Here is a 13,464-nt window from a genome sequence, read left to right on the forward strand (position 1 = left end):
GGAGCACCTCATGTCCACGCTGCGCGAGCGCCTGTCCGACGCCCGGCTCTATCTGTGCACGGACGCCCGCAAGCACCAGAAGGACCTCCCCGAGTTCCTGGACGCCGTGCTCTCCTCCGGTGTGGACATCGTGCAGCTGCGCGACAAGGGCATGGAGGCCGGCGAGGAGCTGGAGCACCTCGCCGTGTTCGCCGACGCCTGCCGCCGCCACGGAAAGCTCCTCGCGGTGAACGACCGGGCCGATGTCGCCCACGCCATCGGCTCCGACGTGCTGCACCTGGGCCAGGGCGACCTGCCCGTGCCCGCCGCGCGGGCGATCCTCGGCGACGACGTGCTCATCGGCCGCTCCACACACGCGGAGGCCGAGGCCGCCGCGGCCGCCGTCGAGCCCGGAGTGGACTACTACTGCACCGGGCCCTGCTGGCCCACGCCCACCAAGCCGGGCCGCCGCGCCCCGGGCCTCGACCTCGTGCGGTACGCGGCCTCGCTGTCGCAGGAGCGCCCCTGGTTCGCCATCGGGGGGATCGACGCGGGCAATCTCGACCAGGTGCTGGACGCCGGAGCCCGCCGTGTCGTCGTCGTCCGGGCGATCACGGAGGCCGACGACCCGGCCGCCGCGACCGCCGATCTCAGCAAGCGGATACGGGCATACGGACGGAAGGGCTGACGGCGAACACCGGGTGTCCGATGGGTGGACAACGGTTGGGCACCCCAGATGCCCTGGATAATCTGCGAGCATGGCCCTCGGCACAGCTTCCACCAGGACGGATCGCGCACGCACCGTGCGCGAGATGCTTGCGACCGGCAAGACGTCGTACTCCTTCGAGTTCTGGGCGCCCAAGACCGAGAAGGGCGAGCGGAACCTCTGGAACGCACTGCGCCGGGTCGAGGCCGTGGGGCCGAGCTTCGTCTCCGTGACGTACGGCGCGGGCGGCTCCACCCGGGCGGGCACGGTCAAGGCCACCCAGAAGATCGCCGCGGACACCACTCTGACGCCGGTCGCGCACCTCACCGCGGTCGACCACTCCGTCGCCGAACTGCGCAACATGGTCGGCCAGTTCGCCGACGCCGGGATCCGGAACATCCTGGCGCTGCGCGGCGACCCGCCCGGCGACCCGATGGGCGAGTGGGTCAGACACCCGGAAGGGGTGACGTACGCCGCCGACCTGGTCCGGCTGATCAAGGACTCCGGGGACTTCTGCGTCGGTGTCGCGGCCTTCCCCGAGATGCACCCCCGGTCGACCGACTGGGACACGGACATCGAGTACTTCGTGGACAAATGCCGAGCCGGTGCCGACTATGCGATCACCCAGATGTTCTTCCGTCCTGAGGACTATCTGCGGCTTCGTGACCGGGTCGCCGAGGCCGGTTGCGAAACCCCGATCATCCCCGAGATCATGCCCGTCACCAGCGTGAAGCAGATCGAGCGCTTCAGCCAGCTCAGCAACGCCTCCTTCCCGGCAGCGATGGAAGAGCGGATCCGCGCGGTGAGCGACGACCCCGCCGCTGTACGCTCCATGGGCATCGAGTTCGCGACGGAGTTCTGCGCACGGCTGCTCTCCGAGGGTGTCCCCGGGTTGCACTTCATTACGCTCAACAACTCCACGGCAACGCTCGAAATCTACGAGAATCTCGGACTGCACGAGCAGTCGTAACCGGCCACACCCGCCACTACCCCCGGCGGCGGCCGATGAGAGGGGCGGGCATGGGCTGGACGGTGCTCTACATCGCGTTCGGCATTGTCGCGCTGTGGCTGCTCGGCGAGGTGCTGCTGCAGTACAAGGCGCGGCTGCGCTGGCGGCTGCTCGCGTTCGTCGGATTCCTCGGTGTCGTCCTCGGCGTGCTGATGCCGAACGTGATCGTGATCGCCGTCGGTGCGGTCGCCTTCGCGATCGGACAGACGTACGTCACGCTCTCCTTCCGGCGTGGCTTCTCCACGGGCTGGGCGATCGGCGGCAGTCCGGGCTCGAGCCGCCGGCGCAAGTCCGGCGCCGCCCTGCGCGAGCCCACGCTCGAGGTGTCGGACCTCTCGTACGAGCCGCACGAGTCCTACGAGCCGCACGAGGCGGACGAGGAGCCGTCCGCGGCGGAGCGGACGGCGGTCTACGAGCCGATGCCGCTGCCCGAGGACACCGGCCAGTACGGCATCTACAGGGACACCGCGTACGCGGCGAGCCAGGGCGAGAGCGGCGGTCAGGGGCAGGCCCAGGACCAGTATCTGTACGGCGGGTACGACACGTACTCCTCGCCCTACGAGCAGCCGACCGCGGCCCAGGCCCAGGACGCCTACGCCGCGCAGTACGACCACGGCACGGGCCAGCAGCAGTACGCCGCCTACTCCGACCCGTACATCGGCAGCCAGGGCTACGGCTCGTACGACAGCCACGGCGGCCGGCAGCAGTACTCCGACCCCTACACCGCACAGCAGGGCTTCAACGAGACACCGCCCGGCGGGGTCTGGGTGCCGCAGCAGCGCGACAGTGACCAGCACGTCCCGCCGGTGCCCCCCATGCCGCCGCAGCAGCCCTCGCCGTACGGCTACGACCAGAACGGCTACGACCAGAACGGCTACGACCAGAACGGCTACGACCGGAGCGGCTACGACCAGAACGGCTACGAGAGCGGCTACAACGGCCAGGCGTACCGCTACTGAGGTCCGCTACGACTGGAATCGGCGCTCACTGCGAGCCGCGGAAGCCCTCGCCCTCCACGATCAGCCCCGCCACCAGCGCGCCCGACATGCCCGCATGCGCCAGTCCGCCGCCCGGGTGTGCCCAGCCGCCCGCGAGATACAGGCCCGGCAGCCGGGTGCTGTTCGACGGACGCAGACACCGGCCCCCGTCCCCGGCGAGCGCCGGCGGCCGCACGCGCCCGGTCTCGGCCGGGGTGAGGACCTCGCGCCACAGCAGCCGCTCGCGTATGTCCGCAATTGCCGGTCGTGCCGCGGCGATGAGCGTCTCCGCGTAACGCTCGCGCAGGGCCTCGTCCGTCCAGTCGACGCCGGATGGCCCACCGCCCGGGGCGACCGTCGCGGTGAGCGTGACCGCCTCATGGGAGTCGTCGGGGCGGGCGGTCGGATCGTCCGGTCGCAGCACGGTGACCGTCGGACGCTCGGCGAGCGTGCCGCCGAAGACCGCCGCGGCCTCCGCGGCCGGATCGGGGGAGTGCACCACCGTCCGGTGGACGGTGCCCTCGGGACGGGCGCCGCGCAGCGCCAGCAGGACCGTGAACCTGCCCGGAGCGCCCTCCGCCGCCTCGGGCCGTACGTCGCCTTCCTGCCAGGGCAGGAGACCGCCGAGGCCGGACGCACCGGCGCCCGCCACCACATGGTCGGCGTCCACGGCCCGGCTTCCCCCAGGGCCTCCGGCCTGGGAGGGACCCCCGGCAAGCTGCAGGCCCGCCGCCCGGCCGTCCTTCTCGACGACGCCCGTCACCTCGGCGCCGAAGACGAACTCCACCCTGCGCTCCAGGCATCGCTCGTACACCGCACGCGCCAGCGCCCGCATCCCGCCCTGGACGTACCAACTCCCGAACGTCTGCTCCATGTACGACAGCAGGGCGGCGCTCGCCGGGGTGTGCCGCGGATCCAGTCCGTACGACAGCGCACACGCGTCGAGCAACGCGCCGAGACGGGGATCGGCCAGCTCCCAGGCACCGACCTCGGCGAGCGTGCGCGCCTGGCGCGTACGCAGCATGCGGCGCTGACGCCGCGCCGGATACGGATCGCGGCCCAGCACCTGCCAGTCGGACCACAGCGGCTCCTCCAGCAGCGGCCGCCGCGTACGGTCCCAGGCGTCCCCGGCGCGCCCGAGGAACTCGCCCCAGCGCCCGCCGGCCCCGGCCCCCAGCGCCGCGTCCAGCGCGGACACGACGCCCCCGCGCGAGGCATTGGGCAGCGAGACGGTCGTGCCGTCCCCGAAGACGTGCCGGCTCGCGGGGTCGACCTGGGCGAGCTCGACCCGGCTCTCCAGCGGCTCCTTGCCGGTCTTGACGAACAGATCCCGGTAGACGGCGGGCAGATGCAGCAGACCGGGGCCGGTGTCGAACGCGAACCCGTCGCGATCGAACCCGCCCACGGCGCCGCCGAACGTCGCCGAGCGTTCGAACACCGTCACCCGGTGCCCCGCCACGGCCAGCCGCGCCGCCGCCGCCATGGCGCCCATCCCGGCGCCGATCACCGCAATCCGTCCCATGCCAGCGACTTTATCGACCCCCACCGACAGCCCGTCGCCGCGGCCCGGGTACCGACACGGGTGGGCCTGCGGCCGGTCCGTTCCCCACAGGCCCGCCCTTTCCCGGCTGTGTCGATGTGCAGCTCCGTGGCGTGAGGGGCATGCCGGGCCCGGGGCACGCCCGGTACCGTCCCGTCGGCCCGGGTGTCCGTCCGCGATCGCCGGACGGGCTCAGAACGAGGCTTTCGCCGGAGGCGTCAGCGTGGCGGGCGGTCGGGCAGGCCGGCCGCGGCCGCCAGCCGTTTCTCCTCGCGCCGCTGCGCCATCCGGCGCAGAAAACGGCGGATCCGCGAGGCGAGGAAGACCAGTGTCACGAGGCCCAGCACGAGCAGTGTCGCCGCGATGATCGCCGCAGGCAGCGGATGGAACATCGCGAAGGTGACGATCCCGGCGACACCGAGGTCCTCGGTCGTGCTCATGGCGATGTTGCTGAACGGCTCCGGGGACGTGTTGATCGCCATCCTCGTCCCGGCCTTCACCAGATGGCTCATCAGCGCCGTCGACCCGCCGACCGCACCGGCCGCGAGCTCCGGCAGCGAACCGCTCTCCCCGGCCAGCAGCGCGGCCACGACCGCGCCCGCCACCGGCCGGATCACCGTGTGGACGGAGTCCCACGCCGAGTCGACATACGGGATCTTGTCCGCCACCGCCTCGCACAGGAAGAGCACACCCGCGGCGACCAGCACATCCGTGCGCTGGAGAGACTCGGGCACCTCGTCGCTGATGCCGGTCGCGCCGAACAGGCCGAGCAGCAGGACCACCGCGTACGCGTTGATTCCGCTGGCCCAGCCGCTCGTGAAGACGAGGGGCAGTACGGACACGGACGCGATCGTAACCAGCGAGCGCCGGATCCGGGTGGGGATGAGCGCGGGCGTCTGAGTACCTGTACCTAGGTGAGGAGATGAGTACCTGTGCGGATGGGCTCCCACCTGCGCAGACGGGAGACTGGAGGCCACGGAAGGGCGCGGCGCCGGCACCGCCGGCACGGGGCGGCGGAACGGCGCGGCGCACCGACCGAACGGGGGTTGCCCGGACCAGGGGGAACAGCGGTACAGGGCAACGGGGGTAACGGGGAATCGGGGGAAACGCCGGTCCGGTGAGCTCGGGGGGATCGAGCTTCACCGGACCGGCACTCTTCTGTCCTCCGTGCGGGCTACCGCCCGCTGACCCGCCCGTGCAGCAGCCGGGACAGCGCCGCGTGCACATCGTCGATCGACCGCTCCGGCTGGAACGCCTGCCAGTCGAGTGCCGCCACCAGCACCATGCCGACGAGCGCCGCCGCGGTGAGCGGAATGTCGATCTCGTCGCTCAGCTCGCCCCGCTCGACACCCTCCCTCAGGACCGTTTCGACGACGGCGACCGCCTGCTGACGGACCACCAGCAGCGTGGACTGCCAGGCCCGGTTGGTGCGCCAGAGCTCGGCGACGTACAGCTGGGTGAAGGCCGGGTAGCGGTCGATGAAGCCCAGCCCTGCCTTGATCATCGCGTCCAGCGCCTCGACCTTGGTGCCGCCGCGCTCCTCCGTCTCGTCGGCGGCGGCCTGCAGCGATGCGGTGAGCAGACCGACCCCGTACCGCAACAGCTCCTCGAAGAGCTCGGTCTTGCTCGTGAAGTTGTAGTAGACCGTGCCCTTGGCGACTCCGGCCCGTTCGGCGATCTCGTCGACCGTCGTTGCGGAGAAACCCTGCTCGGCTATGAGGGTCACGGCCGCCTCGTAGAGCTTGGCCCGCGTCGCCTGTCTCCGGGTGCTGCTGCTGTTCATGGGGTCGATTCTCACAGGCTCAGCTCCGGGTGGAGACGGTCGAACGTCCACACCTGCTTGCGCCGCGCGGACACGGCGGTCAGCGCGAGCGCCCCCGCGGTGAAGGCGAGCAGGACCGCCGTTCCCTGCCAGACCGGGCCGATGCCTCCGCCCGTGATCAGCCGGCGCAGCGCCTCGACGACGTACGTCATCGGCAGGAAGGGGTGGATGGCGTTGAAGAACCCGGGGCTGGTCTGCACGGGATAGGTGCCGCCCGCGGAGGTCAGCTGGAGCATCAGCACCGCCAGGACCAGGATCCGGCCCGCCGCGCCGAAGCGGGCGTTGAGCCACTGGATGATCGCGGCGAAGCAGCACACCACCAGGACCAGGAAGCCGACGGTCCCGGCCGCGCGGGCCATCCGGAGGCCGAGCCCCCAGTGGAGGACGGACATCAGAGCGGCGACCTGGAGCAGCCCGATCGCGGCCACCGGAAGGAAGCCCGCGAGCGCGATCCGCCAGGCGGAGGCACCGGCGGCGAGGGCACGCCGGTTGAGCGGCTGGATCAGCATGTACGCCACCATCGCGCCCACCCAGAGGGAGAGCGGGATGAAGTACGGGGCGAAGCCGGTGCCGTAGTTGGGCGCCTTGTGCAGCGACTGGGAGGCGAGCTGGACGGGGTCGGCCATGACGTCCGTACGCCGGTCCCGGTCCTGCTTGTCGTAGTCGGGGATCTTGCCGACGCCCTCGTTGAGGCCCCCGGCCAGCTCGCCGGAGCCGTCGACCAGCTTGAACATGCCTCCGTCGAGGTCCGTCGCGCCGGTCTCCAGCCGGCCGACACCCGAGTCGAGGTCGGAGGAGCCGGTCTTGGCGCTGGTCAGTCCGGTGTGGATCTGGTCCGCGCCCTTGGCGACCCTGTGGGCGCCGGTGTTCAGCCGGTTGATGTCGGCGACGGCCTTCTCCACGTCGTCGTCGAGAGTCGGGGAGCGGTCGGCGAGCTTCTTCGCCTGCTCCTGCAGGGTCTTGAGGTGCGAGTCGAGCTTCTTCAGGTCGCCGCTGTTGTCCTTCACGAGCGTGTTGACGTCCTCGGCGATCTCGGCGGCGTCGGCCGCGCTGGTCACGGCCCGCTTCAGGGCGGGACAGTACGCCGGGTCGGCGAGGAGCGCGTCCTCGCAGCGGTCCTTGTGGATCTCGGCCAGATCGTCGGCCGCCTCGCGCGCCTTGGTCGCCGCTCCGGGCGCGTGCGTCACGAGCAGGTCCAGGTTGTGGCGGGCCGCCCGGGAGGAGTCCTCGACGAAGCGGGCGGTGTCGCCGATCGTCTTGCCGTTGTCCTTGAGGTACGGACGGACGTCGGCGGCGATGCCGTTGACCTTGTCGGCCAGCTCCTGGGTGCCGGAGGCCACCTTGCCCGCGCCCGTCTCGAGGTCGCCCGCGGCCTTGTCGAGCCTGTTGATGCCGCCGGCCAGCTTCCCACTGCCGTCCTTGGCGTCCTTGAGGCCGTCGGCGAGGTCCTTCGAACCCTTCTTGGCCTTGCCGATGCCGCCCTTGAGCCTGTCGGCACCCTCTGCGGCCTTCTCCGTGGCGTCGTGGATGTCGGAGAAGGAGATGAAGATCTTGTCGAGGAAGGACCGGGAGGCGTCCTTGGAGGCGGCGTTCCGCACCTCGGAGAAGACCGTGCGGGAGATCTGCCCGACGATGTAGTTGTTCGCGTCGTTCGTCCGTACTTCGAGCGCGCCGGTCTCCGGCGAGTCGCCGGAACTCGACGCGATGCGCTTGCTGAAGTCGGCGGGCATGGTGAGGGAGAGGTAGTACGTGCCGTCCTCGACGCCCGCGCGGGCGTCCTCGGCGCTCACCTCGTGCCACTCGAAGACCTCGCTGTCGCGCAGGCCCTTGGTGATCTCGTCACCGGCGGCGATCTTCTTGCCGACGGCCGTGGCCCCCTTGTCGTCGTTGACGAGCGCGACGGGGATCCGGTCGAGGCGGCTGTACGGGTCCCAGAACGACCACAGATACAGGGCGCCGTAGAGCAGCGGCAGCAGCAGGATCGCGACGAGCGCGGCGCGCGGCAGCTTTCCCCTGCCGAAGCGCTTCAGCTCAAGCGCGGCCAGTCTCGGCGATCGCATCGGCCGGCTCCTCCTCGGTCGTGGTCTTGTCGGGCTCGGGCTCGGGTTTGGCGTCGGCGTCGGCGTCGGCGTCTGGTTCGGCGTCGGGCTCCGGCGTGGGCTCGGGTTGGGCCTTGGGCTCGGGCTCGGGTTTGGCGCCGGCGTCGGCGTCTGGTTCGGCGTCGGGCTCCGGCGTGGGCTCGGGTTGGGCCTTGGGCTCGGGTTCGGCGTCGGCCTCGGGCTCGGGCGCGGCTTCCTTCCCGGCCACCGTGTCCGTGGTGGCGCTGGGCGCCGTCGAGACCAGGACAGCGTCCTCCGGGGCCTCGCTGCACACCGCCAGCACGGTCGTGCCCTGCTCGGCCACGGCACGCAGCAGGGCCCAGGCCTGCGCCCGGTCCGCGTCGGAGAGCTTGAGGTCGGTGTCGTCGAGCGCGAGGAGCCGTGGGCGTCCGATCAGGGCGAGCGCGACCGACAGGCGCAGGGCCTCCAGCCGCTCCAGGTCCCTCACGGTCGTTCGCCCTGCCTTGGGCAGTGAGTCGAGGTCGAGGCCCGCGGTCTCCAGCGCCTCCTCGACACGGCTTCGGGCCGACGCCGCCGCCCGTTCGCCCCCCGGCCGCAGCAGAGCCCGCAGCGAGCCGTCGAACCGTCGCTGGAGCAGGGCCCGCTCGCGCAGGTGCTCGTCGACGGTGAACGACGGGTCGAGATCGCTGACGCCGGGGACCGGGCCGAGCGCGCTGACCCGCCGTACGGCCGCCATCTTGCGCGGCAGCCGCATTCCGGCGACCTCGGCGTGGCCCTCCGTGGGCTTCATCCGGCCGGTGAGCGCGAGCAGCAGACAGGTGCGGCCCGAGCCTGAGGGCCCCTCGACCGCGATGAGCGAGCCGGGTCCCGCGTCGACGTTCATCCCCCGGAACGCCCAGCCGCGCGGGCCCTTGAGCCCGAAGTCCTCGGCGGTGACGGCCGCCCCGTGCGTGCTGTCCACGCACACCCTCCCGTTTTTGCACTGACTGGTCAGTGCAAAAACTATCGTGCGTCGATGGCCGGTGCCAAACGGGGTACGTCAGCCGCCGCGCTCGCGCGGATCGACGTCGGCCACGATCTCCTCCAGCCGGGCGCAGACCCGCTTGATCTCCTCGTGGGTCGCGTTCCGCTCGGTGATCACCGCGGCCAGCAGCAGGGCCGTCAGTGCGGCGCAGCCGTTGAAGGCCTGCAGCGTGACCATGTTGGAGAACAGGTCCTGGCCGGCGAACGGGCCGACCTGCCGGGCCGCGGCGACGATCGTGAGCGTGGACACCGCCAGGGCACACGGCGCTGCCCCGGGCAGCTGGAAGCGGAACGCCGCCCAGATCAGGAGCGGGAAGACCAGGAAGAGCAGGGTCGAATTGGAGGTACGCGTCGCCAGAATCGTCACGAGGAACGTGGCCACCGCCAGGGCCACGGCCTCGGCCCAGCGGGGGAGCGAAACGTTCCGGGGCCAGTGGGCCCTTCGGAGGACGAGCAGGAACGGGGTGACCACGAGGACACCCATCGCGTCACCCGTCCACCACACCGACCACGTCGGCCAGAACTCGCCCGCACCCAGCGCCCCGGCGAGCACCAGCACACCGGTGCCGATGGTCGAGCTGATCAGCATCCCGGCCAGTGCGCCGAGGAAGACCAGGAGCAGGCCGTCGCGCAGCCGGTCCAGCTCGGGGCGGAACTCCGCCCGGCGAAGCATCAGATACGCGCAGACCGGAGCGACTGTGTTCCCAGCCGCGATGCCCAGGACGGCCGGGAGCGACGGGCCGATCAACACATTGACCAGGAAGGCGCCGAGCGCGATCCCCGGCCAGATCCGCAGCCCGAACACCACCAACGCGGCCACGGCCACTCCGGTCGGCGGCCACAACGGCGTGACCTGGCCGCCCACCAGCTGCTGGAGCAGTCCCAGCTCGGCTGACCCGTAGTAGACGGCGGCGACACCGAGGATCCGCAGCGCCGCGAAGCCCTGACCCCGGATCTCCTCGTCGCGCACCACAGCAGTGTGCGCCGCCGACGGGAGCACGGCGAGTCAGCGGCGAGTCAGCGGTGAGTGAGCGGTGAGTCAGCGGTGAATCGGCCGTGCGGTGGCCGCGCGGCGGGCCGGCGGTCGCTGAGCAGGGATGAATGGCCCGCGGCGACACCGGGTGCGTCGTACGTCGGGCAGGTGTCGCATCGGGCAGGTCGCGGTGTCAGGCGCGCCCGGCGGCAGGGGGCCCGTCGTAGCGGCTGACGAGCACGGCGGCATCGTCGCGGTGACCGGTCAGATCGGCCACCTTGATGACGGCGGAGGCCAGCACGTCGGGGTCGGCGTCGAATCCCGCGCGTACCAGACGGAGCACCTCGGCCAGACCGGCCTCCATCGGGTACTCCGGTCCCTCGACGACCCCGTCGGTGAGAAGGACCAGGACCCCGGCCTCCGTCAGTCGTCGGCGGGTGACCGGATAGCGCTCGCCCCGCACGATGCCCAGCGGCGGGCCGCCGGGGTCGAGGGCGACGCCCGAGAATCCGTCGGCCGTCGCCCAGATCATCGGCACATGGCCGGCCCGCGACACGGTGAGATCACGGCTGACCGGGTCGAAACGCAGGAGGCAGCAGGTCGCGAAGAGGCCGAAACCCATGGAGATCAGCAGCTCGTTGGCGCGGCTCAGCACCTGACTGGTGTCGCTCGTCGTCTCGGCGAGCGCCCGCAGGCTGGTGCGGACCTGCCCCATGAAGGCGACGGCCTCCACGTCGTGTCCCTGGACGTCACCGATCGCGAGCCCGAGCGATTCGTCCGCCATCAGGAAGGCGTCGTACCAGTCACCGCCGACCTCCAGCCCGTCCCGGGCGGGTGCGTACCGCGCCGCGACATGCACGCCGGGGAGATGTGGCAGTTCGGGCGGGAGCATGTGGCGTTGCAGGGCCATGGCCAGCTCCACCCGGGCCCGCTGGAGCCGGATCCGCTCCAGGGCCTGGTCGACGAGACGCCCGAGGGTGGTCAGAAGCTGCTGCGCACTGTCGGGCGGCGGGTCGGCGCGATGTTCACGCATGACCGCTCCGGGTGTTCCCGTGGACTCCTGACCTCACCTTAGCCGTCGGTCACACCTGCCACCTCCACAGGCGAATCAGCAGGTCAGAGCCGGTTGTCAGTGGTGCCCCTCACGATGGACACATACGGCCACAGCGCCGTCACACGACGACAGGAGGTTCGTCATGGCCAGCTCGTACGCCGCTGCCGCACGCCGGCTCCGCGCAGGCGGCCCTGCACCCTCACTGCCCGGTTCCTCGCAGGGCGGTCCCGCGAGCGATGTCCACCCCGTGCTCCGGCGTTCATCGGCCCCGCCCGCAGCCCTCGACCTGCTCACCCAGGCCCGCGCCGGCCTCGAAGAGGCCGCCACCCTGGACACGCCCAACGAGCGGTATGCCACCGCCCATCTCTCCGCGCTGCGGACCGCGGCGGCCGTTCTCGCCGTCCGTGGCCGTCCCGAGACCAGTCCCCGCCGCCGGGCCCGCATAAGGTCCGCCTGGGAAGTGCTTCCCGAGATAGCTCCCGAGCTCACGGAGTGGAGCGCGCTCTTCGCCTCCGGAGCCCGGCGCAGGGCGCGCGCGGAGGCGGGCATCCAGGGGGCCGCCACCAGCCGCGACGCAGACGATCTGCTGCGCGACGCGGCCATGTTCCTGCGCCTGGTCGAGCGGATGCTCGTGCTCCAGCCGGTGCTGCCCCAGCCCAGGCCCCGGCCCGGGTCGGAGTCCGGCCCGGAGTCCGGCCCGGAGCCCCGGCTGCAGTCGGGTCCCCGGCCCGGCCCCGGGTCCGGGTGGGAACAGCCGGGGGCGGGAGGCGCCGTGGGATGACCGGGAGGCCGGGCCGAGGCAATAGGGTGGAGCGAGCTTGCACCGTTCACGCCCCGCCACCGGGGCGGCACCGCGCCGAGGAGTCAACTGCCGTGCCGGACCAGACGCTCCCCCGAGGGCCTCGCCCCGGGGGGACCCCCTCCCGGGCCTCCCTCCGTACCGCCGTGGTCTGGGACGTCCTGCGGGAAACCCTCGACCGCCGGATCAAGGCGACCGGCAGGGACGCCCTGGACGTCCTCGACACCGGCGGCGGCTCGGGCAACTTCGCGGTGCCCGCCGCCCGTCTGGGCCACCGCGTCACCGTGGTCGACCCCAGTCCCAACGCCCTGTTCGCGCTGGAGCGCCGGGCCGCCGAGGCCGGCGTGGCGGACCGGGTGAGCGGCGTCCAGGGCGATGTCCACGGCCTCTTCGACGTGGTCGGGCGCGGCGCCTTCGACATCGTGCTCTGCCACGGCGTGCTGGAGTACGTCGACGACCCCGCCGAGGGTGTGCGGAACGCCGCGGAGGCGCTGCACCCCGGCGGATCGCTCAGCCTGCTCGCCGCAGGGCTCGGCGGTGCCGTCCTCGCCAGGGCCCTGGCCGGGCACTTCACCGAGGCCCGCCACGCGCTCGACGACCCGGCCGGCCGCTGGGGCGCGGGCGACCCCGTGCCGCGTCGCTTCACGGCCGAGCAGCTCACCGAGCTCGTCGAGGCGGCGGGCATGGAGGTCGGTTCCGTGCACGGTGTGCGGGTCTTCGCCGACCTCGTCCCGGGCGTCCTCGTGGACACCGAGCCGGGTGCGCTGGACGCTCTCCTCAAGCTGGAGGCGGCCGCCGCCGAACTGCCCTCGTTCCACTCGGTCGCGACCCAGCTCCACGTTCTGGGCGAGAAGCGCGGCTGACCCCGTCGCTGATCAGGGGCGCAGCCGCAAACGGAGTACGCCGCAGGCCACCCGAACGGGGCGTTCGCCCCGTATGATCGGGGGACATCATCCGGCATGACGGATCGGCGGTTGGGGAATCAACGCTTCAGCAGTCGAGCCGGCATGGCGGCCCCGAACAGCGAATGGGCGCAGAGGGCGGGTTTCACGGGGGCGATTCCCTGCCTATCCTGAAAGGGCCGCATACCGGTCGCCCCCAGCGACCGACGACTAGGAGGACTCCGTGCCGCTCTCGGAGCACGAGCAGCGAATGCTCGAGCAGATGGAGCGAGCGCTGTACGCCGAAGATCCCAAGTTCGCGACAGCGCTCGAGGGAAGCGGGCTGCGTACGTACACCCGGCGACGGGTCTACCAGGCGGTCGCGGGCTTCCTGGTGGGTATCGCGCTCCTCATGGCCGGAATGGTCACCACGGTGATCTGGATCAGCGTGGTGGGCTTTCTCGTCATGCTCGGTTGTGCGGTCCTCGCGGTCACCGGGTGGCGCAAGGCACCCAAACCGGGTGAGCAGCCCCCCGGGGCTCAGACCGCGCGCCGACAGCCCAAACAGCGCCGGTCGATGATGGACCGGATCGAACAGCGGTGGCAGCGCCGCCGCGACGAGCAGGGTGGCCAGTGAGCCG

Annotated in this window: 13 protein-coding genes; 6 read left to right on the forward strand and 7 right to left on the reverse strand. The window is 71.7% G+C overall.

Translation table 11 applies throughout. The features are described from left to right. The first annotated feature begins 10 nt into the window (after positions 1-10). The 3 genes from thiE to ACWCP0_RS04780 all read left to right on the forward strand — a co-directional run bounded on the left by thiE (position 11) and on the right by ACWCP0_RS04780 (position 2,653). Positions 11-667, forward strand: coding sequence for a thiamine phosphate synthase (gene thiE, locus ACWCP0_RS04770; protein WP_451077429.1), 657 nt, complete (start codon positions 11-13; stop codon positions 665-667). Positions 668-737: 70 nt separating this feature from the next. Further along, complete coding sequence (gene metF, locus ACWCP0_RS04775) at positions 738-1,655, forward strand: methylenetetrahydrofolate reductase [NAD(P)H] (protein ID WP_451077430.1); 918 nt, start codon at positions 738-740, stop codon at positions 1,653-1,655. A 50-nt stretch (positions 1,656-1,705) separates the two neighbouring features. After that, positions 1,706-2,653 carry a hypothetical protein gene (locus tag ACWCP0_RS04780; protein WP_451077431.1) on the forward strand — a complete coding sequence of 316 codons (948 nt, stop codon included), beginning with the start codon at positions 1,706-1,708 and terminating at the stop codon, positions 2,651-2,653. 25 nt (positions 2,654-2,678) lie between these two features. On the opposite strand, the gene ACWCP0_RS04785 is transcribed toward ACWCP0_RS04780, so the two are convergent. The 7 genes from ACWCP0_RS04785 to ACWCP0_RS04815 all read right to left on the reverse strand — a co-directional run bounded on the left by ACWCP0_RS04785 (position 2,679) and on the right by ACWCP0_RS04815 (position 11,122). Continuing rightward, on the reverse strand, positions 2,679-4,193 hold the full coding sequence (locus ACWCP0_RS04785) for a phytoene desaturase family protein (protein WP_451077432.1): 1,515 nt from the start codon (positions 4,191-4,193) through the stop codon (positions 2,679-2,681). Positions 4,194-4,429: 236 nt separating this feature from the next. After that, positions 4,430-5,053: a DUF4126 domain-containing protein gene (locus ACWCP0_RS04790; protein ID WP_451077433.1), complete on the reverse strand. Its 624-nt coding sequence runs from the start codon at positions 5,051-5,053 to the stop codon at positions 4,430-4,432. A 332-nt stretch (positions 5,054-5,385) separates the two neighbouring features. Continuing rightward, on the reverse strand, positions 5,386-5,994 hold the full coding sequence (locus tag ACWCP0_RS04795; protein ID WP_451077434.1) for a TetR/AcrR family transcriptional regulator: 609 nt from the start codon (positions 5,992-5,994) through the stop codon (positions 5,386-5,388). A gap of 11 nt (positions 5,995-6,005) precedes the next feature. Next, positions 6,006-8,093 carry a YhgE/Pip family protein gene (locus ACWCP0_RS04800; protein WP_451077435.1) on the reverse strand — a complete coding sequence of 696 codons (2,088 nt, stop codon included), beginning with the start codon at positions 8,091-8,093 and terminating at the stop codon, positions 6,006-6,008. Continuing rightward, positions 8,065-9,054, reverse strand: coding sequence for an ATP-binding cassette domain-containing protein (locus tag ACWCP0_RS04805; protein ID WP_451077436.1), 990 nt, complete (start codon positions 9,052-9,054; stop codon positions 8,065-8,067). Before ACWCP0_RS04805 ends, ACWCP0_RS04800 begins: the two co-directional genes overlap by 29 nt. A 78-nt stretch (positions 9,055-9,132) precedes the next feature. Continuing rightward, positions 9,133-10,086, reverse strand: coding sequence for an MASE1 domain-containing protein (locus ACWCP0_RS04810; protein WP_451077437.1), 954 nt, complete (start codon positions 10,084-10,086; stop codon positions 9,133-9,135). A 196-nt stretch (positions 10,087-10,282) separates the two neighbouring features. Beyond that, the gene (locus ACWCP0_RS04815) at positions 10,283-11,122 is read right to left on the reverse strand and encodes a PP2C family protein-serine/threonine phosphatase (RefSeq protein WP_451077438.1); all 840 of its coding nucleotides are present in this window, start codon (positions 11,120-11,122) and stop codon (positions 10,283-10,285) included. A gap of 163 nt (positions 11,123-11,285) precedes the next feature. Here ACWCP0_RS04815 and ACWCP0_RS04820 point away from each other — a divergent pair, with 163 nt between their 5' ends. The 3 genes from ACWCP0_RS04820 (at position 11,286) to ACWCP0_RS04830 (ending at position 13,460) form a co-directional block, all read left to right on the forward strand. After that, complete coding sequence (locus tag ACWCP0_RS04820; RefSeq protein WP_451077439.1) at positions 11,286-11,924, forward strand: SAV_6107 family HEPN domain-containing protein; 639 nt, start codon at positions 11,286-11,288, stop codon at positions 11,922-11,924. A 92-nt stretch (positions 11,925-12,016) separates the two neighbouring features. Continuing rightward, positions 12,017-12,805, forward strand: a complete 789-nt coding sequence (locus ACWCP0_RS04825; RefSeq protein ID WP_451077440.1) for a methyltransferase — start codon at positions 12,017-12,019, stop codon at positions 12,803-12,805. Between the two features lie 262 nt (positions 12,806-13,067). Next, complete coding sequence (locus tag ACWCP0_RS04830; protein ID WP_451077441.1) at positions 13,068-13,460, forward strand: DUF3040 domain-containing protein; 393 nt, start codon at positions 13,068-13,070, stop codon at positions 13,458-13,460. Positions 13,461-13,464 lie beyond the last annotated feature (4 nt).

The organism is Streptomyces sp. NPDC001970, assembly GCF_053594115.1.